The organism is Fictibacillus solisalsi (genome assembly GCF_900103485.1).
GTDB lineage: Bacteria > Bacillota > Bacilli > Bacillales > Fictibacillaceae > Fictibacillus_C > Fictibacillus_C solisalsi.
In genome coordinates this window covers 38,570-59,149 of record NZ_FNHW01000001.1, presented here as the reverse complement: position 1 = coordinate 59,149, position 20,580 = coordinate 38,570, and the positions used below count along the sequence as shown (strand labels likewise).

General features: G+C 44.0%; 25 protein-coding genes and 2 riboswitches. Of the genes, 8 read left to right on the top strand and 17 right to left on the bottom strand.

The window, feature by feature from the left end; all coding sequences use genetic code 11:
* Positions 1–53: 53 nt before the first annotated feature.
* Complete coding sequence (locus tag BLT53_RS00330; protein WP_090231907.1) at positions 54–1,550, bottom strand: LuxR C-terminal-related transcriptional regulator; 1,497 nt, start codon at positions 1,548–1,550, stop codon at positions 54–56.
* Positions 1,551–1,748: 198 nt separating this feature from the next.
* Between BLT53_RS00330 and BLT53_RS00325 the strand changes: the two genes are divergently transcribed.
* The 5 genes from BLT53_RS00325 (at position 1,749) to BLT53_RS00305 (ending at position 4,887) form a co-directional block, all read left to right on the top strand.
* On the top strand, positions 1,749–2,345 hold the full coding sequence (locus BLT53_RS00325) for a DUF6230 family protein (RefSeq protein WP_090231905.1): 597 nt from the start codon (positions 1,749–1,751) through the stop codon (positions 2,343–2,345).
* 18 nt (positions 2,346–2,363) lie between these two features.
* Positions 2,364–2,768 carry a DUF6114 domain-containing protein gene (locus BLT53_RS00320; protein ID WP_090231904.1) on the top strand — a complete coding sequence of 135 codons (405 nt, stop codon included), beginning with the start codon at positions 2,364–2,366 and terminating at the stop codon, positions 2,766–2,768.
* A gap of 2 nt (positions 2,769–2,770) precedes the next feature.
* Positions 2,771–3,973 (top strand): hypothetical protein, encoded by a 1,203-nt coding sequence (locus BLT53_RS00315; RefSeq protein WP_090231902.1) that lies wholly within the window; start codon positions 2,771–2,773, stop codon positions 3,971–3,973.
* A 106-nt stretch (positions 3,974–4,079) separates the two neighbouring features.
* Positions 4,080–4,496, top strand: coding sequence for a GNAT family N-acetyltransferase (locus BLT53_RS00310; protein WP_090231901.1), 417 nt, complete (start codon positions 4,080–4,082; stop codon positions 4,494–4,496).
* Positions 4,497–4,599: 103 nt separating this feature from the next.
* Positions 4,600–4,887, top strand: coding sequence for a DUF3817 domain-containing protein (locus BLT53_RS00305; protein WP_090231899.1), 288 nt, complete (start codon positions 4,600–4,602; stop codon positions 4,885–4,887).
* 45 nt (positions 4,888–4,932) lie between these two features.
* On the opposite strand, the gene BLT53_RS00300 is transcribed toward BLT53_RS00305, so the two are convergent.
* The 3 genes from BLT53_RS00300 to BLT53_RS00290 form a co-directional block, all read right to left on the bottom strand.
* Positions 4,933–5,655 (bottom strand): amino acid ABC transporter ATP-binding protein, encoded by a 723-nt coding sequence (locus BLT53_RS00300; RefSeq protein WP_090236587.1) that lies wholly within the window; start codon positions 5,653–5,655, stop codon positions 4,933–4,935.
* Between the two features lie 30 nt (positions 5,656–5,685).
* Positions 5,686–6,294, bottom strand: a complete 609-nt coding sequence (locus tag BLT53_RS00295) for an amino acid ABC transporter permease (RefSeq protein WP_090231897.1) — start codon at positions 6,292–6,294, stop codon at positions 5,686–5,688.
* Positions 6,295–6,401: 107 nt separating this feature from the next.
* A complete protein-coding gene (locus BLT53_RS00290) occupies positions 6,402–7,166 on the bottom strand; it encodes a transporter substrate-binding domain-containing protein (RefSeq protein WP_090236585.1) in 765 nt (254 codons plus the stop codon).
* Between the two features lie 293 nt (positions 7,167–7,459).
* On the opposite strand from BLT53_RS00290, the gene BLT53_RS00285 reads away from it, so the two are divergent.
* Positions 7,460–8,041: a hypothetical protein gene (locus BLT53_RS00285; protein WP_090231895.1), complete on the top strand. Its 582-nt coding sequence runs from the start codon at positions 7,460–7,462 to the stop codon at positions 8,039–8,041.
* Between the two features lie 34 nt (positions 8,042–8,075).
* Here BLT53_RS00285 and ytvA read toward each other — a convergent pair whose 3' ends face one another.
* On the bottom strand, positions 8,076–8,861 hold the full coding sequence (gene ytvA / locus BLT53_RS00280; RefSeq protein WP_090231894.1) for a YtvA family blue-light photoreceptor: 786 nt from the start codon (positions 8,859–8,861) through the stop codon (positions 8,076–8,078).
* 192 nt (positions 8,862–9,053) lie between these two features.
* Between ytvA and BLT53_RS00275 the strand changes: the two genes are divergently transcribed.
* Entirely contained in the window at positions 9,054–9,272 is a 219-nt protein-coding gene (locus tag BLT53_RS00275) for a hypothetical protein (RefSeq protein ID WP_090231892.1), read from the top strand.
* Positions 9,273–9,284: 12 nt separating this feature from the next.
* On the opposite strand, the gene BLT53_RS00270 is transcribed toward BLT53_RS00275, so the two are convergent.
* Both BLT53_RS00270 and BLT53_RS00265 read right to left on the bottom strand, forming a co-directional pair.
* On the bottom strand, positions 9,285–9,617 hold the full coding sequence (locus tag BLT53_RS00270; RefSeq protein WP_090231891.1) for an LSm family protein: 333 nt from the start codon (positions 9,615–9,617) through the stop codon (positions 9,285–9,287).
* A 134-nt stretch (positions 9,618–9,751) separates the two neighbouring features.
* On the bottom strand, positions 9,752–10,411 hold the full coding sequence (locus BLT53_RS00265; protein WP_090231890.1) for a type 1 glutamine amidotransferase domain-containing protein: 660 nt from the start codon (positions 10,409–10,411) through the stop codon (positions 9,752–9,754).
* Positions 10,412–10,564: 153 nt separating this feature from the next.
* On the opposite strand from BLT53_RS00265, the gene BLT53_RS00260 reads away from it, so the two are divergent.
* Positions 10,565–11,020, top strand: coding sequence for a hypothetical protein (locus BLT53_RS00260; protein WP_090231889.1), 456 nt, complete (start codon positions 10,565–10,567; stop codon positions 11,018–11,020).
* Positions 11,021–11,055: 35 nt separating this feature from the next.
* On the opposite strand, the gene BLT53_RS00255 is transcribed toward BLT53_RS00260, so the two are convergent.
* From BLT53_RS00255 to BLT53_RS00215, 10 genes are all read right to left on the bottom strand, one after another.
* Positions 11,056–11,292: a DUF2164 domain-containing protein gene (locus tag BLT53_RS00255; RefSeq protein ID WP_090231887.1), complete on the bottom strand. Its 237-nt coding sequence runs from the start codon at positions 11,290–11,292 to the stop codon at positions 11,056–11,058.
* A gap of 137 nt (positions 11,293–11,429) precedes the next feature.
* Entirely contained in the window at positions 11,430–12,650 is a 1,221-nt protein-coding gene (locus tag BLT53_RS00250) for an ABC transporter permease (protein WP_090231885.1), read from the bottom strand.
* Between the two features lies 1 nt (position 12,651).
* The gene (locus tag BLT53_RS00245; protein WP_090231884.1) at positions 12,652–13,536 is read right to left on the bottom strand and encodes an ABC transporter ATP-binding protein; all 885 of its coding nucleotides are present in this window, start codon (positions 13,534–13,536) and stop codon (positions 12,652–12,654) included.
* 171 nt (positions 13,537–13,707) lie between these two features.
* Positions 13,708–14,994 carry an isocitrate lyase gene (gene aceA / locus BLT53_RS00240; RefSeq protein ID WP_090231883.1) on the bottom strand — a complete coding sequence of 429 codons (1,287 nt, stop codon included), beginning with the start codon at positions 14,992–14,994 and terminating at the stop codon, positions 13,708–13,710.
* 35 nt (positions 14,995–15,029) lie between these two features.
* The gene (locus tag BLT53_RS24860; protein WP_170834177.1) at positions 15,030–15,176 is read right to left on the bottom strand and encodes a hypothetical protein; all 147 of its coding nucleotides are present in this window, start codon (positions 15,174–15,176) and stop codon (positions 15,030–15,032) included.
* 194 nt (positions 15,177–15,370) lie between these two features.
* On the bottom strand, positions 15,371–16,195 hold the full coding sequence (locus tag BLT53_RS00235; protein ID WP_090231882.1) for an aldo/keto reductase: 825 nt from the start codon (positions 16,193–16,195) through the stop codon (positions 15,371–15,373).
* A gap of 170 nt (positions 16,196–16,365) precedes the next feature.
* On the bottom strand, positions 16,366–17,586 hold the full coding sequence (locus BLT53_RS00230) for a M20 family metallopeptidase (protein ID WP_090231880.1): 1,221 nt from the start codon (positions 17,584–17,586) through the stop codon (positions 16,366–16,368).
* A gap of 24 nt (positions 17,587–17,610) precedes the next feature.
* A complete protein-coding gene (locus BLT53_RS00225; protein ID WP_090231878.1) occupies positions 17,611–18,441 on the bottom strand; it encodes a MetQ/NlpA family ABC transporter substrate-binding protein in 831 nt (276 codons plus the stop codon).
* Positions 18,442–18,468: 27 nt separating this feature from the next.
* Complete coding sequence (locus BLT53_RS00220; protein ID WP_090231877.1) at positions 18,469–19,131, bottom strand: methionine ABC transporter permease; 663 nt, start codon at positions 19,129–19,131, stop codon at positions 18,469–18,471.
* The gene (locus BLT53_RS00215) at positions 19,121–20,152 is read right to left on the bottom strand and encodes a methionine ABC transporter ATP-binding protein (RefSeq protein WP_090231875.1); all 1,032 of its coding nucleotides are present in this window, start codon (positions 20,150–20,152) and stop codon (positions 19,121–19,123) included. The genes BLT53_RS00220 and BLT53_RS00215 overlap by 11 nt, the downstream gene beginning before the upstream one ends.
* Positions 20,153–20,241: 89 nt before the next feature.
* A riboswitch (SAM riboswitch) is annotated at positions 20,242–20,352 on the bottom strand.
* 80 nt (positions 20,353–20,432) lie between these two features.
* A riboswitch (SAM riboswitch) is annotated at positions 20,433–20,552 on the bottom strand.
* Positions 20,553–20,580: the final 28 nt, after the last annotated feature.

The window sequence follows — 20,580 nt, the reverse complement described above, 5'->3', positions numbered from 1 at the left end:
TTAATAAGACCAGAGTCCGTTGATGATTGCTCATCAGCAGCCTCTGGCCTTTTTTATTCAATAAAATTCATCCGAATGGCTTTCACAACAGCCTCCGTCCGATTCTTCACTTTTAATTTTTTTATGATACCGGCTACGTAATCCCTTACGGTGTAATGGCTTAAATGAAGAAGTGAAGCGGCCCGCTGGATGGTTTCCCCCTGTGCCATCAGCTTCAGTACCTCTTTTTCTCTTGGTGTCAAGATTGGTGAATCCATGTCAAGCAGCTGAATAACCGTTCTCCATTGCTTATAAAGAGCCTCTCCAGCATACTGACCGAATTTCATAAGCATGGCCTGCTCGTTTGGTGTCGGTTCCTCAAACTGTGCTCCATTACAATCAAGCAATACGAGACCGAGAAAACGTCCTTTTCGCGGTGTGAACACCGGAACGGCAATGAGTGATGCCACCTTGAATTGGTCTGTCAGCTCTTTAGGGATCTGCTTGGAAGCATCCTCAAGATAAATGGGCTTGGATTGAAGAATTTTCTGCAAATGATTCTTTAAAAAAGCAACCTCAGTAAAATTAACTTGGATATCCTGAAGATTATAACCCAGGTTGCGGTGAGCCGCAAATACAACCCGCTCCACCCGCGGGGAGTAAAGAAAGAGGGCACTTCTTTCAAATTTTAAATAATCCACAAATCCATCCGTAACCGTTTTAAGCGTTTCGGTACATGTTTGTGCCATAAGCAATCGGAGTGTATATAAAAGCGCTGCATCCTTCCATTCATTTTCACTTTCAAGTGTATTCATCTTGAGCTGCTTTTTGTACATGTTCGAAATCAATTCAATACGCTGGGAAGAAATGCTTCCCGCTTCGGTTGATTTTACACAAAGCAGCAAGGTTTCTTTAGAAAAGGAAACAGGTATGACTATCGGCTGTTGGGTACCAGGATTCATCAGGCGGCACAAAGCAAGGGACAGCTGTTCGGAGGTGGGAGCGGACATCGTTTTACAGATTTCTATGAGCGATTGACTGTCCTGGCCGGTATCCACGCTTTTCAGATCGATTACTTTATACTCGACATCCTCTATTCGCAGCAGCGCAGCCCAATAAAGCGGGATAATGTTAGAGGTAATCATCGTATCCAGCCACTGGCGCCCGCTCGTTTCCGATGTTAAAGGAATCAGGACGTGGTCTAAAAGCTTGTTGAAAATATACTGAATGGACTGATGATCGATAATCCTTGGATTTTCTTCCTGTTCAAGAATGTGGTGAATCATATTTTCAATGGCTGACAGCAAAAAAATAACCTGGCTGTAGTCAACATCCATGGAATAATGATCTCTCCATTGTGAAATCATGGCAAGTATGAGCTGATTGATATGCTGACAATCGTTCTTTTTCAGCAATTCTTCAAAGGAGTAAGTCATCATTCCGTCAAATTCCGTAATGAGGTCCTGTTCATGCAAAGAGGATAGCTCAGTTTTTATCGTTTTCCAGTTATTTAATATGTCTCCGCCATACTTCGCCAATAATGCCATGCCATTTAAAAAAAGCTCGTCCATCTCATGCCCCTCCTCCCCACTGCTTACATTCACTTTATAGTTTTCGAAATCTTTTTACAATATCCGCCCATTTACCCCGACAAATGTCGGGGTAATCATCTTAATTACGATACTTATCGGAATTGTCAACATACTAACCAAACCGTACAGTTACATTATTAAAGCGCTTTCAACATTTTAAAAAAGGGTGGGATACTGATGGGTAAAACGATCGAATTGAAAACAACCATCAACAAAGGAAACATGAACAAAAAAGTGTTTTGGAAAGCTTTTGCATCAGGCATGGTGGTACTGGCTGCACTGCTGAGCTTTATGGGAATATCCGGAACTGCTTACGCCATCCCTATGGCAGGAGTGGGCAATTTCTATGTTGAGTTTGATCACCTGGAAGGAAACGGCTATACCTTCTACCCGAAAATGGGTGAATCCAGCAAGGAGAAATCGGCTCCTCAGGGCACCAACCTGATTAAGGATTTAACCATTGATCATCTGCAGCTGTATAAAGATTTCAATATTAGCGGTGACAAATGGATCCGTGTTAAAATTGCCGCCAGTAAACCGGTTCATATCTCCGGTCTGCAGCAGGACGCATCTGTGATCAATGCAGATGCCAAGTTCAGCAACCTTGCATTGAAAGAAAAACAGAGCAGTGACTGGCAGAAACAGTTTCAGCAAATGTCTTCAACTATTGAACTAAATCATGCAAAAATTAAAACGCATTACCTTTTCCAAGAGAAGATTGTGATGAATGGAATGAAAGTTACGGTGGAACGCATCAACAAACCAGCCAATTAACGACAAGGAGGAATAAAGATGTCCGTTAGACAATGGAAATATGAACGCCCCTTTACCGGGTCACTGCTGACCTTGATATCAGGGGCATTGACCCTGTGGGTGCCCTTGAATCTTATCGTGAAAGCTTTTCTCCCAGGTACTGTCTCTGTAATTGGCATTTTCTTTGGCGGCATGATTCTTTTGCTTGGTGCTATAGCTATGTCTTTCCCTCAATTCTCCAAAGTGCTCGGCATTATAACGATTTTTTTATCCATATTGTCCGTGATCGGAGCTCTGGGTGGGTTTCTCATCGGAACATTACTTGGCATTACTGGGGGATCCCTGATGATTGCATGGAACCCTCCTGCCCCCCATCAGAAGAATGATGATCAAAATGTTGCCTATACCGGCTATGAGTCTCCTGAACTGGTAGAAGCGAAATGAGGATGCGGGCAATAAAAGTCTTGGCCTGTTTGCTTGTGATGGCCTTGCTCCATGTTCCAAATCAGGCACAGGCGGCAGCAAGCGGACAATATGAAGAAGGGTTTGTGGTCAGTGCAGACCGGGTCGAGGGCGGAATCATGCTCCCACAAGTAGTCATGGGGGAAACATCATCAGCAAAATCAAAGCCCATGATCCGCTTTCAATACCGTAATGCCACACTTTATGGGATGAAGCTTACAAAGGTACTTTCGACTGAAGAAGGGCCGGTCACTGTGATTATGCAGGCACAAGGACCTGTTCATATGACAAATCTGACCGCAGATGCTTCGGCATTTTCACTAAAAGGAGCATGCCTGACAGCGGGAAAACCAATCCCCGACCCTGGGCTTAAAAAGGTAACCATGCTTGTACACAAAATGGAAGCCTCAAAGGGAGAATTGGACAGACTGAGGCTTTCCACGGTAAAAGGCAATCATGGACAACAGCGGCCAGAGGCTCCCAAAGTGCTTCAGGATCTTGCCTCGCTGCCCTTGTTGGAAGCAAGGGCAGCAGTTGACAAGCTCATGAATGGCCATTTGCCGCTGACATGTGAAAACCAAAAAGAGAACAAAGAAAACTCTCCTGAAAAGCCTGTTTCACCTTTGGATGAAGCAAAAAAAGCAGTTCCCAAACCGTCAAAGGACTCTATAAAAAAACCGGGCAAAAAGAAGGGAAAACTTGATGAAAAGCAAGAAAAGCCTGATGCTGAACATATTGTAAAACACGTAAAAAAACCATTGGAGCATGTAACCCATCCAGTAAAAAAGGAAATTGCGAAAGTGCCAAAAGCCATTGATAAAACAAAGGGAACAGCCAAAAACGAGCCGGAAAAACTCAAGGAGAAGATACAACAAACGAAACTGCAGCTTTGCAAGGAGGCAGGGAAACTAAATGGATCTGTACCAAAAAAGCTTGGACTTAACCTCATCGATGAGGCCCAAAAAGAAAAGAACCCACTCACTGGCCTCTGTCCGAATAATGAGTCTGCAACCACACAGCTAATGCTTTTACAGGATCAGCTATTAAAGAACCTTCACTTATCTTCCCTGGACAAAGATCAGCTTGCCGATCGTGATCTGTTAAAAAAGATGGAGAAAGAAATGGAGAATCACTCTTCTCTCAAACTTTTGCCTGATCTTTTAAAACCGCTGGACGGTACCTTTTGATAATAGAAGCAGTCTGGAGAACGTTATCCAGGCTGCTTTTTTCCCTGTCATTAACAGCGTACGAAAGGTAAAATTAAAAAAATGATATAGAGCAGGGGGAGGTAAAATGTACAAGATTGATAGAACCATTACGGGCCTCGATTGGAATGAGGTATTGTCCATCTACCACGCTGTAGGCTGGACCCGGCATACCCTTATAGATTTGCAAACTATATACAGCAACAGCAGCCATGTTACTGTTGCTTATGCTGATAACCAGCTTGCAGGCATTGGGAGAGCACTATCTGATGGTGTCTTCAATGCAGCCATTTATGACGTGATTATACACCCGCAATTTCAAAGAAAGGGAGTTGGGAAGCTTGTTGTTGAAGATCTTCTTTATCAGCTACAGGACATTTCCTGTGTGCATCTGATCTCCACATCGGGAAACCAGCCCTTTTATGAAAAGGCTGGACTGAAAAAGGCAATAACAGCTATGGGGCGCTACCTAAACAAAGATTTGGAAGCGGAGTATCTGGAATAAAAAATAGACAAAAAGGATTCACATCTCTCTGTGGTTTCCTGCTCAATATTCTCTGTCGTTATGGTAAATTAATAGGGACATAAGATACAGGAGGTTATCGGGTATGAATCCATCCCTCAAACGTTTTATTCTCATTGGAACACTGGAAGGCATCTCCTTTCTTGTTTTGCTTGCCATTGCCATGCCGCTCAAATACTTTGCCGATCTTCCGTTGGCTGTTACCATTGCTGGTTCTCTGCATGGGCTGTTTTTTGTTCTTTATCTGATTGCACTGGCTTATGCCACCTTTAAAAACCGTTGGTCATTCCCTCTCGTCGTGGGAGCTCTTGTCGCTTCAGTCCTTCCCTTTGGTCCCTTCGTTTTTGACTCGTATTTGAAAAAACAAGCATAAAAAGCCAGGCCTTTTCTTTGAGGGCCTGGCCTTCTTATTTTTTATTTACAGGATGGTTCCAAGAAAATCTTTTGTGCGCTGATGCTTTGGCTGGGAAAAAATATCGCTCGGTGTACCCTTTTCCACAATTTTGCCGTCATGCATATACACCACAGTATCGGCTGCTTCTCGTGCAAAGCCCATTTCGTGTGTAACGACGAGCATGGTCATTCCTTCCCTCGCCAGATCCTTCATCGTCGACAGCACTTCTCCAACCAATTCGGGATCGAGGGCGGAAGTCGGCTCATCAAACAACATGATTTTTGGCTTCATCGCCAGAGATCTTGCAATTGCCACCCTTTGTTTCTGACCTCCCGAAAGCTTGGATGGGTAGACATGTTCCTTGTCAGCCAACCCCACTTTTTTCAAAAGCGCTCTGCCTTCCTCTATTGCCTCTTCTTTTGGAATTTTTTTAACCATTACCGGAGCTTCAATCACATTTTCCAATACCGTCTTATGAGGGAAAAGATTAAAATGCTGAAAAACCATTCCCACTTCCTGACGTACTTTGTTCAAATCAGTTTGATCCGGTTCAATAACTTTTCCATCAATGGTTATGGTGCCGCTCTCTTTGTACTCCAAATAGTTTAAACAGCGGAGCAATGTACTTTTGCCTGAACCACTGGCACCAATCAAAACCACAACATCCTGCTCATGAACTTCAAGATTCACATCCTTCAAAACGTGAAGTTCACCAAACGACTTATTCAAGTTGTTGACATTTATCATTACTTTTCTCTGTTCCACACCTTTTCCCCCCTACTCGTCTCCTCCGGCAATTTTCCTTTCCAGTTTGTTAACCAAAAGGGTGAACAACAATACCAGTACCAGATAGTAAATCGCAACGATTAAAAGATACGTCATTTCTTCAAACGTTCTTGACCCCTGGGTGGTGGCCACATTAAATAATTCTGAAGACGAAATAAAAGCGGCCAATGATGAGTCCTTCAGTCCGATGATAAACTGGTTGCCAAGCGGAGGCAACGCGCGCCGAAATGCCTGAGGAAGCACAATTCGCCTCATAGCAAGTGCAGTGCTCATCCCAAGTGAACGGCCTGCTTCGAGTTGCCCTTTATTAATAGACTGGATGGAGCCCCTGAAAATCTCCGCAATGTAGGCACTGTTATGCAGCGCCAAACCAAGCGTTGCACACCAGTATGAAGAAATGCCGAGTTCCGCCAGTCCAAAATAAAAGAAGAAAATCTGCACGATCAATGGCGTACCTCTGATAATGGCTATGTACACGTTGGCAATCCAATTAAGAATTTTGCTGTTTGACAGCTTAAAAAAGGCAAACAGCAATCCGACTACCGTACCAATTAAAACAGAAACCACAGTAATTTGTAAGGTAAGCAGCAATCCCTTCATGAAGAGCGGATAGCTGTCAATAAAAGTTTCAAAAAAATGCGTAATCTTGGTTCATCTCCTTTGTAAAGAAAAGAATGTGCATTGGAACACACATTCTTCATTGATTTTTATGGTTTTTTTGTAATATCGGTTTTCAAGTACTTTTCGCTTATTTCCTTCAATGTGCCGTCTTTCCTTAATTGCTCCAATGCCTTATTGATCGCTTTTAACAGCTGCTTGTCTTTCTTTGAAACTGCAATTGCCTGTTCACTTGTACCCAGTGTTTCTGCTTCTTCTACTTTAAACCCTTTTGCGATGGCCTGTTTGCCGGTAATGGAATCCGTAATAACACCATCATGTTTCTTTTCGCTTAAGGCACGCAATGCGGTTACATCACTATCGTATACTGATATGTCTTTGGAGTATTTCTGTGCTTCACTTTCGTATGTAGAGCCTTTTGCCACAGCAATATTTTTGCCTTTAAGGTCCTTTGCACTCTTAATGCCACTGCCCTTTTGAACAAACAAAACCGGTCCGGAATAATAATATGGTGTACTGAAATTTACCGCTTTCTTTCGTTCAGGAGTAATGGTATGGCTGGCAACAGCTGCATCAAACCGGTTGGTCTTTACCGCCGTAACAATTCCATGGAATTTCTGCTTGTCCACTTTTGCCTTCAATCCCATTTCCTTTGCAAGAGCCTTTCCAACTGCAACATCAAATCCATCAAGCTTACCATTCTTATCCGAATAGCTGAACGGATAAAATTCGCCTGATACGACAAAGGAAAAAACGCCATCTTCTTTCAGTTCCACCTCATCTCCGCTCGCCGTTTTGGATGTCGAGGACCCGCAGCCGGCAATCGACAAAATCATTGCAGCAATTAACAACATTGGCAAATAGAACTTTTTCACTGCTTTTCCTCCTTTTGTAGTGTTTGATAGTTCTGACTAATTCAATGGTAACGTAGTTGAATCTCTAAATACTAGCCACAAAAGTACTAGAGAGATTGTACTATCATGGGTATATATTCGTGCCCGATTTCCAAAAAGCACATGAATACCCAGATGCCAAACGATAGTCCCATGAGATATTTACCCTAATAACCATTCAAGTAATCGTAGGATTATTCGAAATTTTGTAGAATATATGATTATTCAATTTATTTAAAGGGGGTTTGTGAGAAATGATGGAGAATCATCCGAAAGTTATCCTTCTTTCTGAGTATAAAAAGAAGAAACGAAAAAAACGGGGAACCCCAGGTTCAACCCGCTTGCTTCTCCGGTTCACCTTGCTGTTTATGAGTGTAAGTTTTTTGGTGTTTGCCATTTTTATATGGCAGGACTATAAGCGCACCACTCTTTTTTCTCATAACCCCAATGAAATCTTTAAAATACTGGATCAGCAGGATTCAAAGATATTATCTTCACCCGCCAAAGAACAAATTTCGTCCATTGCCTCAAAGATCGAAGGGCTGGAGTATTTGGCTGTTTTTTCGCAAAAACCAGTCAAAGGAAATAAAAGCACCGCTGTTCCCGTCTATGTATTTTCAAAAGCAAAAGGAAAAGTCGATAACACTCTTAATCTGGGAGATGGAAATTGGCATATTGAATATAAATTTAAAAAGCCTCAAAACCATTTTTTACGGGATATTTCCCTCGTTGTATTCGTTTTTTTCTGCTTCGTTTTCTTCGGTTTATGGATGATCGTTGGCTTCAAGTATCCCAAAGGCATGAATCTTGCCTCCCGTATGATGTATATAAAATAAAAACAGAGCGCCCAGATGCCGGCACTCTGTTTTTTTATATTTTGCTCAACTCGTTGATGGCTTCTTGAACCGACAAATAGGTTTTCAAGGGATACAATTCATGGCTGACGCCTGCTTTCATGGCAAGCCGGGCAGAAATCCCTGTCAGCACGAGGTCCGTGCCAAGCAATTTAAGAAGATGATGCAGTTGAAAAATCAGGGATGAAGTGTGATCATCAAACATGCCTAACCCAGAAAGATCCAGTATTAAATATGTAGCGTGTCTGACATTTGTATCAGAAACAACCGTTTCGGTGATTTTTTCAAACCGTTCACGGGATAGATTTCCGATCAATGGAAGAACCAGCGTATTATCTGTAACAGGAACAAGAGGTGTGGACAAACGGTCAATTTCATTCAATGTTATTTCCAGCTTCTCCTGATACTCTTCCTGTTTAGTGATGTCATTTTGGATGCCAATGAAATAGTACTTTCCCTCCTCCTCCAGATAAAAGGGATCGATCGTTAACTCGTTCCAAAACGGCGTGCCGTCTTTTCGGTAGTTTCTCAGTTTAGTGGAAATTTTTCTCTTCTCCAGCAAAGCCTCTTTTATTTCCCTGACAGAATTTCCACCCGTATCTTCCCCCTGAAGAAAGCGGCAATTTTTCCCGATCACTTCTTCATATTCATAGCCAGCCATGGACAGGAATCCTTTATTAACATAAATAATCGGATTGTCGGGGAGCGATGGGTCGGTAATGGTAATACCCACTCTAGTAAAATCAAGGGCTTGCTCAAGCAATGACACTCTTTCCTTAAAAAGATTCAGGTTCTGTTTCACAACATCCTCTCCCTTCTGATACACCGTTCTACTAATTTAGGGTCATTATATCATTATTCTTCCTTGTTTCCTAACTTCCCCCCTTATCTCCAATTTGCTCAAGAATCCGCTATTTATTTCCCGGAAAATGACGAAAGGTTGCCCTTTCAAATCGAGTGATCACCTGTATACTATAAATAGGAGGGATGAACCATGAGTAAGAGCAACGCAAGGAAACACAGAGACCGGTTGATCAGGGAGGGGAAAAGAAACCCTTCGGATAAAAGGGGAATTTATGCCCTTGCCGATTTGCGGACCAGAAAAACAAAAACCAAACTACAAAAGAAGATGCAAAACAAGCACAAAGGCCGATTATCAGGTTATGAACATGCTGATAATCGGCCTTTATTTTATTTAATCCTGCCCATCTGAACCAAAAGGCCTTCAGGCATACGGCCGAAAACGGCGTATGCCATGGAAAGGAAAGCCAAAAAGTCCAACTCCCGGATGCAGTTCTCCTGCAAAAAAAGGGAACACGACACGGCTTGCTTCCGCCTCTTTCCCGTTCAAGGGTATAGCCATATAAAGATTTTCACTATCATAGGAACTTAACAGTCCAGAATAGACCTCTCCATCCATCATTTCCAATTCACTGTACTGTCCCATATATTGCCTGCATAATAGCAAATAGTGATAAGGTTGGTGGGAGCCCGCATTTTGGAGAACAGCGGGAGGAACAACATTCATTGTTGGCTTTAGGTCTTTGTCCAGATTCATGTTCTATCTCCTCCTTTGTACATACCATCTTATTCGGCTTCTCCAGGATTGCACCGCTTATCCACCCATCTTTGCAAAAAAAAGCTGCCAGGCTCCAGCGCGCTGGTTTCTGACCGCTTTTTCAGTAAGAATTGTTATGCTTCAAGAACTTCAATAACCTTCTTTGCTACGCTTAAGCTTGACTGAGGATTCTGACCGGTAACGAGTTTTCCGTCAGCAACAGCAAAATCAGCCCAGTTATCACCTTTTACAAATTCTGCTCCCAGTTCGCGCAATCTCGTTTCCAAAAGAAAAGGCACCTCTTCGGTAAGATTCATTTCTGCTTCTTCCGAATCGGTGAAAGCCGAAACCTTTTTCCCTTTTACAATTGGGGCTCCGTTTTCACAGGCAGCCATGACCAGTCCGGAAGGACCGTGACATACAGAACCAATTACCTTGTCATCTTCTGCAAACTGACAAACAACGACCTGCAGATCGTGGCTGTTCGGAAAATCAAACACGGTCCCATGTCCTCCCGGCAGAAAGATCGCATCGAATCCATGGGCATCATCTCTCGTTAATGGAGGGGTATCTTTCAAAAGGGCTTTTGCTTCATCAAATTCTCCTGTATCCCCTTCGAGACTGTTCGGATCCAGTGGAACAGCGCCCCCGGCAATGCTTGCCACTTTGATCTCATAGCCCTGTTTTTTAAATTCATTGTATGGAACGGCAAACTCTTCAAGCCACAAACCCGTTTTGTGATCTCCAATGGTACCATGACTGGTTACAACAAACAGTATCTTTTTGGATGGCATTTCATTTCACTCCTTATTAATTTCATCTGCACCCGTATTTATTCCTTAGTTTCCCAAATGGTAAACATAAGGCAACCATCTCATATGGCCGCAGGTCCAATCCCTTGTCCTTTGAATCACATAAACTAGCAAAAAGCAGAATGAGGAACAAGCATGAAATTTAAATTTGGAAACAGGTCCACGGATGTAAAACGATACAGCACGTTTCAGAAAAAACTGGCTATCATCAAAGAAGCCGACTTGAACAGTCCAAGTGATTATCTTCCGCCTAATCAAGAAATTCCCCTCCTGTCAGTGCATTTTACACAGTTGTCCAAAGGAGACAAGGTAGAAATCGAAGCATCGGCCGGATGGACAGCGGGCTTTCCCTGTGAACCTGCAACAATAAAGCTCACGGTAAGGCGAAATCCTGACCTCCTTGTGACAGAGACAGAGGATAGCACCCAGGATCTTCAGATGCAAGCGACAACGGCACTTACAGGCTCTGAAACCCTGAGCGATAATGTTGAATTGGCTTTTTACACCTTATACGCATCCACTGAGCAAGCACAGAGAATCCAGATGAGCGGCAGCTTCCGTCTTCGTGCCGTTGTGAGGCTGAGCAATTAAAAAAGCAGCAGGGCCGACAACCTTGCTGCTTTTACTCATTTCCGTTCAAGAGCATACAAATCATCTTCCACTGCCCCAAGCCGGTCTCTAACCACATTCAATGAATCTTTGATTCCCTGATTATAAAAGTGCTGTCCCAATTGTGAGGCAAAGAAATCCAAAACATTTTCTGCCGCGATCTCTCCGATTTCTTCTCCTCTTTCGTCATAGAAAAACTGCTGAATATCCCGGATCGCCTGATCTTTATGTTCTTTTTTCCATTGTATGAGCATGATAACGCCTCCTCTATTCTTCTATCAGTTTACCATTCTTCCTGATCGCCTCCCATACGTTCCTTTAAAAAGAATGAATAGTAACTTTTAATAGATAAAAAGAGAAAGCCTGCAGACCATGCTGCGGGCTTTCCTTTTCACTTGCCTTTTGCAAGTTGAATCATGTCTTTGAATTTTACCTTTCCGCCGTAATGCATGACCCCATGCACATAAATCCTTCCTGCCAGCCGGTTGATGAACAACAAGGAGATCAGCAGGATGGCAATGGTGATAATCACTTCAAGCGTTCCTGCCTCACCTGCTACAATTCTTGAAAATGTAACAATCGGTGAGAAAAAGGGAATATATGAGCTGACCACAACGAGCGTTGTCGAAGGATCGAACAGCGACCGCATCCCTATGAAAAACGCTCCCATTATCAGCATGATGATCGGAAACTGGGAGGAACCCAGGTCCTCTGTGCGACTGACCATGGAACCGACAGCGGCATACATCATTGAATATAGAAGGTAGCCCAATATAAAGTAGGTAATAAACGCTGCAATGACGCCAGGGGTCAGATTGGACAGGTCGATTCCCGCTCCAAAAATGGATAGCTCGCCGGTGTCGAGCCAGCCGATCACATAGGCAATCATACCGGCTGCTGCGATAATTATGATCTGTACGATAGCTCCTGTTAAAATGGCCGCTATTTTTGCATACATCATCAAAATGGGCTTCACTTTCGGAATCATGATTTCCATAACCCGTGAGGATTTTTCAGCAGCAACCGCGGTGGCAATCATTTGTCCGAACGCAATAATAAACAGATACATAAAGAAAACAAACACATAAACGATTCCAAACGTATTACTGGTATCCTTTAGAACCTCTTCCTTCACCTGCACGGTTGAAAGGAGAGATGTGGCGGTTTTCGGATTGATTTTATTTTTCGTAATCGTGTCAGCGATATACGATTGCTGCAGTGCTTGTGAAACCACGGGTACCGCTTCATTGTTTGGGAAGTTTTTATAAATATACGTCAGGGCCGGAATCCCTTTTTCCTCACGGACAAGCAACAGTCCATCCAGGTCGCCTTTTTCCACCTTTTTCCGAAACTTCTCTTCCTCATCCTTTTGTGCTGATTCCAGCTTTGTTTCATCCAAGTTTTTGTTCAGGGCGTTAACGTTTATGTTGCTTTCCGTCTTGTTGATCATGGCAATGGTATCTTTATTGCCGCTGTCATTCTGATTTGCCCAGTTGGAGTAGGCAAAGAATGCCAATATGGCGACAAAAATGATGGTCGTCGAGATTTTAAATGCTTTTGATTTTAAGTTTTCTTTTAAATGGAATTTATAAATAGCCGCAAACTTTTTCATCTTACTTCACCTTCTCCAGGAAGATTTCGTTCAATGTGGGCTCAAGCATTTTAAAATAACGAATCGGGATATTTGCCGAGTGGAGCCGGCCAAACAACTCAAATGCTTCCGACTCATCCCTCACTTTAAGCTTTACCTCATTGAGTGATTTCTCGAATATCATATTCCACTCCTGGAGCTTGTTTTCAAGCTCTCCATCATTATGAAGAGTGAGATTTCGATAGCCATAATCCTGCTTAATTTCACTAAGATTGCCTTCGATCACCGTCTTACCGTCCTTCATCAGACAAACCTTTTCACAAAATGTTTCAATCTGCTCCATGCGGTGAGAGGATAGGATAACTGTTTTTTTCATTTTAACCTGTTCCTCGATAATGGACGCCAGCATATTGGCATTTACAGGATCCAGGCCGCTGAAAGGCTCATCAAGTATGAGCAGTTCCGGGTCATGAATGAGGGTGGCGATCAGCTGGATTTTCTGCTGATTGCCTTTTGATAAGTCAGAGGCCTTTTTTTCTTTATGCTCCGGGATTTCTAATTTTTCCAGCCAGTAATCAATTGCCTGATTAGCTTTCTGCCTGTCCATTCCTTCCAGCTCTGCAAAATACCGAAGCTGGTCGGATACCTTGCTTTTTTGGTACAAACCCCTTTCCTCTGGCAAATATCCGATCGAAATCTTTTCTCTGTCCAAGGGAGCCCCCTCCCAAAAAATTTCACCGGTGTCCGGTACAAGAAGACCCAATATCATTTTAATTGTGGTTGTCTTCCCTGCTCCATTCCGGCCAAGCAGTCCCAGCACCTGCCCCTTGGGCAGATTCACTGTAAAATCGGAAACCGCATGGGTTTTTCCAAATGATTTGTTTACATTCTTCAAATTCAGCGACAAAAAATAACCCCCTTATGTACGGCAAAAGTTACCATTCTAGTATATTGGCAAAATACGCCTTATATTCTCTCATACAAAAATGGAAATATCAAACAATCCTTTGATCAAAGTAGACTTCGCAAAACAAAAAGCCTGCTCTCTTTTTAAGAGAAAGCAGGCTTCTTTTATTGTTCAATTGATCATTGTGAATTGTTCTTCTTCAGTTGATCCTTTTAATGCTGTTGTAGATGAAAAGCCCCCTGAAATTGCCTGAGCCACTTCATCAAAGTAGCCCGTACCCACTTCTCGTTGATGGCGGGTAGCCGTATAGCCTTCCTTTTCACTGGCAAACTCTTTTTGCTGCAATTCAGAGTAGGCGGCCATTCCCCTTGTTTTATATTCCTTGGCCAGTTCGAACATGCCATGGTTAAGGGCATGAAAGCCTGCCAGTGTAACAAACTGGAACTTGTAGCCCATGGCTGCAATCTGCTGCTGGAAAGTCGCAATTGTTTCATCATCCAGCTTCTTTCTCCAGTTAAAGGAAGGTGAACAGTTGTACGCGAGCATTTTACCAGGAAAACGTTCATGAATCGCATCTGCAAACTTCTGTGCCTCTTCAAGGTTGGGCTCTGATGTCTCACACCAGATGAGGTCTGCGTATGGAGCATAGGCAAGTCCTCTGGCAATGGCTTGATCAATTCCAGCACTTGTTCTGTAAAATCCTTCCGCTGTACGGTCACCCGTTAAAAACGGGTGGTCATACGGATCAACATCACTTGTAATCAGGTTAGCTGCATTGGCATCTGTCCGTGCGATGAGGATCGTATCCACCCCCATCACGTCAGCGGCAAGTCTTGCAGAAATCAGATGGCGCACGGCCTGCTGTGTTGGCAGCAGCACCTTTCCTCCAAGGTGGCCGCATTTTTTCTCCGAGGACAGTTGATCTTCAAAATGCACGCCGGAAGCTCCTGCCTCAATCATCGCCTTCATCATTTCAAAAACGTTAAGCGCACCGCCAAATCCGGCTTCTGCATCTGCAACAATAGGTACAAACCAGTCGGTGTCTGTTTTTCCTTCGGAGAACTCAATTTGGTCGGCCCGCTGCAAGGCCTGATTAATCCTTTTCACCACATTAGGCACACTGTTTGCCGGATACAGGCTTTGATCCGGGTACATGTGGCCAGAAAGGTTGGCATCTGCCGCTACCTGCCAGCCGCTTAAGTAGATCGCTTTCAGTCCTGCCTTTACTTGCTGAACGGCCTGGTTCCCTGTCAAAGCTCCCAGCGCATGAACATAGCTCTCTCCCTGCAGTGATTTCCATAGCCGCGCAGCCCCTCTTTTTGCAAGAGTATGCTCAATTTGAACCGAACCTCTTAATCTGACAACCTCTTCTGCAGTATACGTTCTTTCTATCCCTTCCCATCGCTTGTCGTTCCAGCTCTCCTTGATTTGTTCAGCCGTTTCTTTTGGATTCATCATTTTTCACTCCTTAGTTAATGTGGCAATCATGTACCTCACAAACGTTCAATTGGCTCTTTAATCAATGATTCCGTTTCCGTTGCACCGTTTGCAGCATACGCATCCGTCACCCTGGCAATCCGGGCAATTCCCGTTTCTGTGCTTACCTGAACCATTGCATTCCATGCAAATTTCCTCACCATGTCCTTGGCATCCTTTACAATCCATTTAACTTCCTCCTCTTCGTTTTTATTCTGTTATAAAACAGTTTATTATCTTGTAAAATAATATATAACACATTAACAAAGATGTGCAACAGTTTTTTATAACAAAATAAAAAATAGGCCCTCTGTTCTATAACAGAAGGCCCTTTGTGACAATCTTACTGCTTTTGCTTTTAAAAGTCGTTCGGATCGGGTCCGTTTCGATGATTCGTATTTAATGCGTCGATCTGTTCCATGTCTTCCCTGCTTAATTCAAAGTCAAAGATATCGCTGTTTTGATAGATTCTTTCCTTATTCACAGACTTTGGTATCGTGATGACACCATTTTGAAGATCCCAGCGGAGAATAACCTGTGCCACCGTCTTTTCATATTTTTTTGCCAGTTCCACTAAAGCAGGCTCATCGAAGATTTCTCCCTTTAACAAGGGCCGCCATGCTTCAAGCTGAATATTTTTGTCCTTGCAATAGGACAGCAATTCCTTTTGGGTCAGGCGGGGATGAAACTCCACCTGATTGACCATTGGTACAATTTCGCAGTCAGCGAGCAGGTCCTCCAGATGGTGGATTTCAAAATTGCAAACTCCGATGGCCTTTACCCTTCCCTCTTTATAGAGATGTTCCAATGCTCGCCAAGTGTCTTTATACTTGCCGGAAATGGGCCAATGGATCAAAAACAGATCCACATAATCGAGGCCGAGCTTCTTTCTGCTTTCTTCAAACGACTGCAATGTGGTTTCGTATCCCTGTTCCGTATTCCATACTTTCGTAGTAATAAAAAGATTTTCCCTTGAAACATCAGACTGCTTTAGCGCCTTTCCCACACCTTCTTCATTTTTGTAAAACGAAGCTGTGTCAATGCTTCTGTAGCCTGCTTCAAGTGCATATTGAATAGCGTTAATGACCTCCTGGCCATCCTCCGCTTTATAGACGCCGAGCCCCAGCCACGGCATCCGAACACCGTTATGCAGTACCGCTGTATCTGAAATGCTTTTTATCATATGTAACGCCTCCTTGAGATTATCGTACCACTCTGCGTGTTAAAAAGAAAAACCTCCCGTTCTTTGAGAGGTTTTTCCGCTTCGGAGACGTCAGAGTAATGAAATAGGTTTACTTCATAATCATTTTAGAATTCGGTTCAAGTGATCCAATCATCCCAAAAAAACAGACCTTAAACCGAAGCAAGCTCCTTCGCTTTGTTTCCTTTAAATTCCTGCTTGATTCCGGAGAGCACTTCTTCATCTGTCAGAAGTTTCAATGCGGTTAATGCCAGTGCCTTGGCCCCGAGAATGAGTGCATGGTCTCCTGCCGGTGAAATGGCTGCCTCGCGAAACTCATCGGTATGTCCAACCAGGCTTTCTGGTCCAATCTGCAGATAAGGGTGAATGGTTGGAACCACTTGACTGATATTACCGGCATCAGTGGATCCCAGACCGCTCCGATGTGAACTGTCTACTTCAGCACCAAGGCTTTCGAGCTGTTCTTGAAAAACTTTATCAAAGGATCGGTTCAGTAAAAGATTATCTACCTGATTTTGAAAGGCGATCACATTTAACGTTGCACCTGTTGCAAGGGCAGCGCCTTCTGCAATCCCTTTTACCTTTTTCGTCACCTCATCCAGTTTGGCGCGTGTAGCGGCGCGAATGTAAAAACGCGCTTTTGCGTATTCCGGAACGATGTTCGGCGCATCTCCGCCATGAGTGATAATCCCGTGAATTTTCACATCATCCGGTACATGCTGCCTGAGGGCGTTGATGCCGACAAACAGTTGAATGACGGCGTCAAGAGCGTTGATGCCTTTTTCCGGTGCGGCTGCCGCATGGGCAGGTTTACCGATATACTCAAAATCGAGAGGATCAACCGCCAGGGATGTTCCCGTGATACGGTTGGCATTACCCGGGTGAAACATCAGGGCTGCATCTATGCCTTCAAGCATTCCGTGTTTTACAAAACTGCCTTTTGCACTTCCGTTTTCCCCGCCTTCTTCAGCCGGTGTACCAAACACTTTGACTTCACCGCCAATTTCATGAATTACGGATCCAAGAGCAATCGCCGCAGCCGCACTTGAGGTTCCAATGATGTTATGGCCGCAGGCATGCCCAAGCCCCGGCAGCGCATCGTATTCGGCCAGAAACGCGATCGTTGGGCCGTCCAGTGCGGATTTCTTGCTGGCAACAAACGATGTTTCATGGCCAGCTACACCACGTTCTACCTTGAATCCCTCTCGTTCGAGCAATGAGGTCAGAAGCCTGGATGCTAAAATTTCCTCATTTCCGATTTCCGGATTTTCATGGATTTCATGCGAGGTCGCAATGTATGTTGCTGCATTCTCCTCTACATTCACAGTGATAAGCTCTTGAATTTCCTCTACAGTACGGCTGATGACAGTCATTTTCTCAGATCCTTTCTCTCTCTTTTATTCTCCTATTTCACTTAATGGGACGAACGTTGGGATGGTTGCGCCCTTATAGATTTCATTAATTTTCTTGGCAGTATCCTTGGATTGATAAATCTTCGCGATTTTCTTTAAGGTCTTATTATTCTTATCTTCTGTTCGTACTGCAATAATATTAATGTACGGCTTGGCGGTTTTGCTTTCCAGATAAATCGCATCCTTCTTTGGATTCATTCCTGCATCCACTGCGACCCCATTATTGATGATGGAAGCTGCGACATCCGGAAGCACGCGCGGTGTTTGTCCGGCAACCACAGGCTTAAGCTTTAAATGCTTCTTGTTCTCGACAACTTTTTTCAAATCTCCGTTGCCGTCAAAATTCTTTTCCAGCTTGATGAGACCTGCGCTTTGCAGCAAGAGAAGTCCGCGGCCCATATTTGTCGCCTCATTCGGGAGGGCAATGGTTGCACCATCAGGAATATCCTTGATGTCTTTGTATTTTTCTGAGTAAACGCCCATCGGAGCGATCACGGTTGTGGCAATCGGTGCTAAATCCAATTTATGTTCCCTTTTAAAGGAATTGAAGTAAGAAATGGTCTGGAACGAGTTTGCGTCAATATCTCCGTCCGCCAGTGCCTGGTTGGGACGAACATAATCGGAAAACTCTACAATTTCGAGATCGATTCCTTCTTTTTTAGCCTTTTCGGCAATGTATTTCCAGACATCACTGTCCGATCCGCTGATGCCCATTTTTACTTTTTCCTGCCCCTCTTTGCTTCCGCCGCTGCATCCGCTTAAAAAAGCTGACAGCAGCACCCCGATGACTAAAATGATAAGTGGATATTTTTTCATGATGTATCTCTCCCTTTTCTGTTGTTGCTATCTTCTTCTTAATTTTCTTGAAATCACGTTTCCTGAACTTTGTAACCCTTGCACCAGGATAATGAGCAGTACCACCGTCACAATCATGACGTCCGTATCAAACCGCTGGTACCCGTAAGCAATAGCCAAATCACCAAGGCCACCGCCTCCAACTGCACCGGCCATTGCAGAAGCACCTACCAAACCGATGGTCGCCGTGGTCAATGACAGGATCAATGAACTGAAGGCTTCCGGGAGCAGGATGCGGAAAATGGTTTGCCAAGGCGTTGCACCCATGGCTTCCGCAGCCTCCACGATCCCCGGGTCGATTTCCAGCAAGCTGTTTTCTACCAGCCGGGCGATGTAAGGTCCTGCGTATACAATCAACGGAACGATCGCAGCCGCTGTCCCGATGGATGTTCCTACGACTAAACGTGTAAACGGAATGATGGCTACCATGAGAATGATAAACGGTATGGAACGGAGAACGTTCACAATGGCATTCAGCACATTAAATAAAGGCAGATTTTCAAGAATGTGGCCTTTTCTAGTTACAACTAGAATGATACCAAGCAGGATGCCGATCACTGCCGATGCCAATAACGAAACACCGACCATGATCAATGTATCACCCGTCGCATCCAGGATGTCGACCCAGAATGTACTCCAATCAACTGGCATGTTCTATAACCTCCCTTACTTCCACATCGACCTGTCCTGCAAAAAAGACGGCCCTGCGGATTTCCTGTTCGTCCCCAATCAACTGAACCACGAGATTTCCAAATGGAACATCCTGCAGTTCGGTAACATGCCCGTACAGCACGCTGACATCGACATCAAATTTTTTCGAAATTTGAGATAAAAGCGGCTGTCCTGTAGAAGCTCCTGTAAAAACAATCCGGAACACCTGATGATTTTTATCCTGGTTCCTCAGGATGGTTTTCAGCGAATCAGGGAGTTCATCCTGAAGGACGGAGCTCACAAATCGGCGGGCGGTTTCTGTTTTCGGCCGGGAAAAGACTTCAAAAACACTGCCCTTCTCGATCACTTTACCTTTCTCCATCACCGCGACCGAGCTGCAAATCTCACGGATCACATTCATTTCATGGGTGATGATCAGAATAGTAATGTCATATTCCTTATTGATTTTTTTTAATAGCTCCAGGATGCTTGAAGTGGTCTGCGGATCAAGTGCCGAGGTGGCCTCATCACACAGCAGAATCTCCGGGTCCGTGGACAGCGCGCGTGCAATGCCCACCCGCTGCTTTTGACCGCCTGACAGTTGATCAGGGTATTTATGTCCATGTTCGGAAAGCCCGACAAATTCAAGCAGACTATTTACTTTTTCTTTAATGACAGTCTTTTTTTCTCCCTGGAGATAAAGAGGCGTTGCTATGTTATCAAACACGGTTTTCGCATTCAGCAGATTGAAATGCTGAAAAATCATGCCGATGTTTTTCCGTTTTTTCCTGAGCTCCTTCGGTGAAAGGTCAGCCATGTTCTCTCCGTCCACCAGCACCCTTCCGGAGGTAGGCTTCTCAAGCAGATTGACACACCGCAGCAGCGAGCTTTTCCCTGCACCGCTGTATCCAACTACTCCATAAATCTCTCCTTTATTTATTTCAAAGCTCACATTGTTGAGTGCTTTGACCTGGTTTTTGCCACTCTCATAAATCTTGGTAACTTCCTCAAATCGAATCAATCGTGTGTTCCCCCTTCAAACTGCTCCAATAAAAAAACCCCTTCTTGTGAACACAAGAAGAGGCCTGTTAATAATGATTAAAGCTTCTCTTCTTATCTCCCAAGCTCACTGCTTGCCGGAATTGGCACAGTATTTCCGTTTACCGGAAACCCGCTGCCGAGGCTTCAAAGGGCCAGTCCCTCCACCTCTCTGGATAAGAAAACCATTCAGTTTTTTTGCAATAAAAAATTCTCTTCCAAGACAAGAAGAGAATGTTAATTCCATAATAGAGAATTTGCTCTTCTTATCTTCCAGGTTCTTTAGTGAACCTGGTGGAATTGGCACAGTGTTTTTTCAAAAAATGAAAAACCCGCTGCCGAGGTTTCAAAGGGCCATGTCCCTCCACCTCTCTGGATAAGAAATACGTCATATTTACTTGATGTGCTCTA

What these genes read in the sequence shown, in the direction of transcription:
- BLT53_RS00300 (WP_090236587.1), bottom strand. Translation starts at nt 5,655, where the DNA reads ATGATAAATGTCAACAACTTGAATAAGTCGTTTGGTGAACTTCACGTT.
- BLT53_RS00230 (WP_090231880.1), bottom strand. Translation starts at nt 17,586, where the DNA reads ATGACTGTCATCAGCCGTACTGTAGAGGAAATTCAAGAGCTTATCACT.
- BLT53_RS00255 (WP_090231887.1), bottom strand. Translation starts at nt 11,292, where the DNA reads ATGCTCATACAATGGAAAAAAGAACATAAAGATCAGGCGATCCGGGAT.
- BLT53_RS00305 (WP_090231899.1), top strand. Translation starts at nt 4,600, where the DNA reads ATGAATCCATCCCTCAAACGTTTTATTCTCATTGGAACACTGGAAGGC.
- BLT53_RS00235 (WP_090231882.1), bottom strand. Translation starts at nt 16,195, where the DNA reads ATGATAAAAAGCATTTCAGATACAGCGGTACTGCATAACGGTGTTCGG.
- BLT53_RS00225 (WP_090231878.1), bottom strand. Translation starts at nt 18,441, where the DNA reads ATGAAAAAATATCCACTTATCATTTTAGTCATCGGGGTGCTGCTGTCA.
- BLT53_RS00270 (WP_090231891.1), bottom strand. Translation starts at nt 9,617, where the DNA reads ATGAATCTGGACAAAGACCTAAAGCCAACAATGAATGTTGTTCCTCCC.
- BLT53_RS00260 (WP_090231889.1), top strand. Translation starts at nt 10,565, where the DNA reads ATGAAATTTAAATTTGGAAACAGGTCCACGGATGTAAAACGATACAGC.
- BLT53_RS24860 (WP_170834177.1), bottom strand. Translation starts at nt 15,176, where the DNA reads ATGGTGAGGAAATTTGCATGGAATGCAATGGTTCAGGTAAGCACAGAA.
- aceA (WP_090231883.1), bottom strand. Translation starts at nt 14,994, where the DNA reads ATGATGAATCCAAAAGAAACGGCTGAACAAATCAAGGAGAGCTGGAAC.
- BLT53_RS00310 (WP_090231901.1), top strand. Translation starts at nt 4,080, where the DNA reads ATGTACAAGATTGATAGAACCATTACGGGCCTCGATTGGAATGAGGTA.
- BLT53_RS00295 (WP_090231897.1), bottom strand. Translation starts at nt 6,294, where the DNA reads ATGAAGGGATTGCTGCTTACCTTACAAATTACTGTGGTTTCTGTTTTA.
- BLT53_RS00325 (WP_090231905.1), top strand. Translation starts at nt 1,749, where the DNA reads ATGGGTAAAACGATCGAATTGAAAACAACCATCAACAAAGGAAACATG.
- BLT53_RS00285 (WP_090231895.1), top strand. Translation starts at nt 7,460, where the DNA reads ATGATGGAGAATCATCCGAAAGTTATCCTTCTTTCTGAGTATAAAAAG.
- BLT53_RS00320 (WP_090231904.1), top strand. Translation starts at nt 2,364, where the DNA reads ATGTCCGTTAGACAATGGAAATATGAACGCCCCTTTACCGGGTCACTG.
- BLT53_RS00330 (WP_090231907.1), bottom strand. Translation starts at nt 1,550, where the DNA reads ATGGACGAGCTTTTTTTAAATGGCATGGCATTATTGGCGAAGTATGGC.
- BLT53_RS00265 (WP_090231890.1), bottom strand. Translation starts at nt 10,411, where the DNA reads ATGCCATCCAAAAAGATACTGTTTGTTGTAACCAGTCATGGTACCATT.
- BLT53_RS00275 (WP_090231892.1), top strand. Translation starts at nt 9,054, where the DNA reads ATGAGTAAGAGCAACGCAAGGAAACACAGAGACCGGTTGATCAGGGAG.
- BLT53_RS00250 (WP_090231885.1), bottom strand. Translation starts at nt 12,650, where the DNA reads ATGAAAAAGTTTGCGGCTATTTATAAATTCCATTTAAAAGAAAACTTA.
- BLT53_RS00220 (WP_090231877.1), bottom strand. Translation starts at nt 19,131, where the DNA reads ATGCCAGTTGATTGGAGTACATTCTGGGTCGACATCCTGGATGCGACG.
- BLT53_RS00315 (WP_090231902.1), top strand. Translation starts at nt 2,771, where the DNA reads ATGCGGGCAATAAAAGTCTTGGCCTGTTTGCTTGTGATGGCCTTGCTC.
- BLT53_RS00290 (WP_090236585.1), bottom strand. Translation starts at nt 7,166, where the DNA reads ATGTTGTTAATTGCTGCAATGATTTTGTCGATTGCCGGCTGCGGGTCC.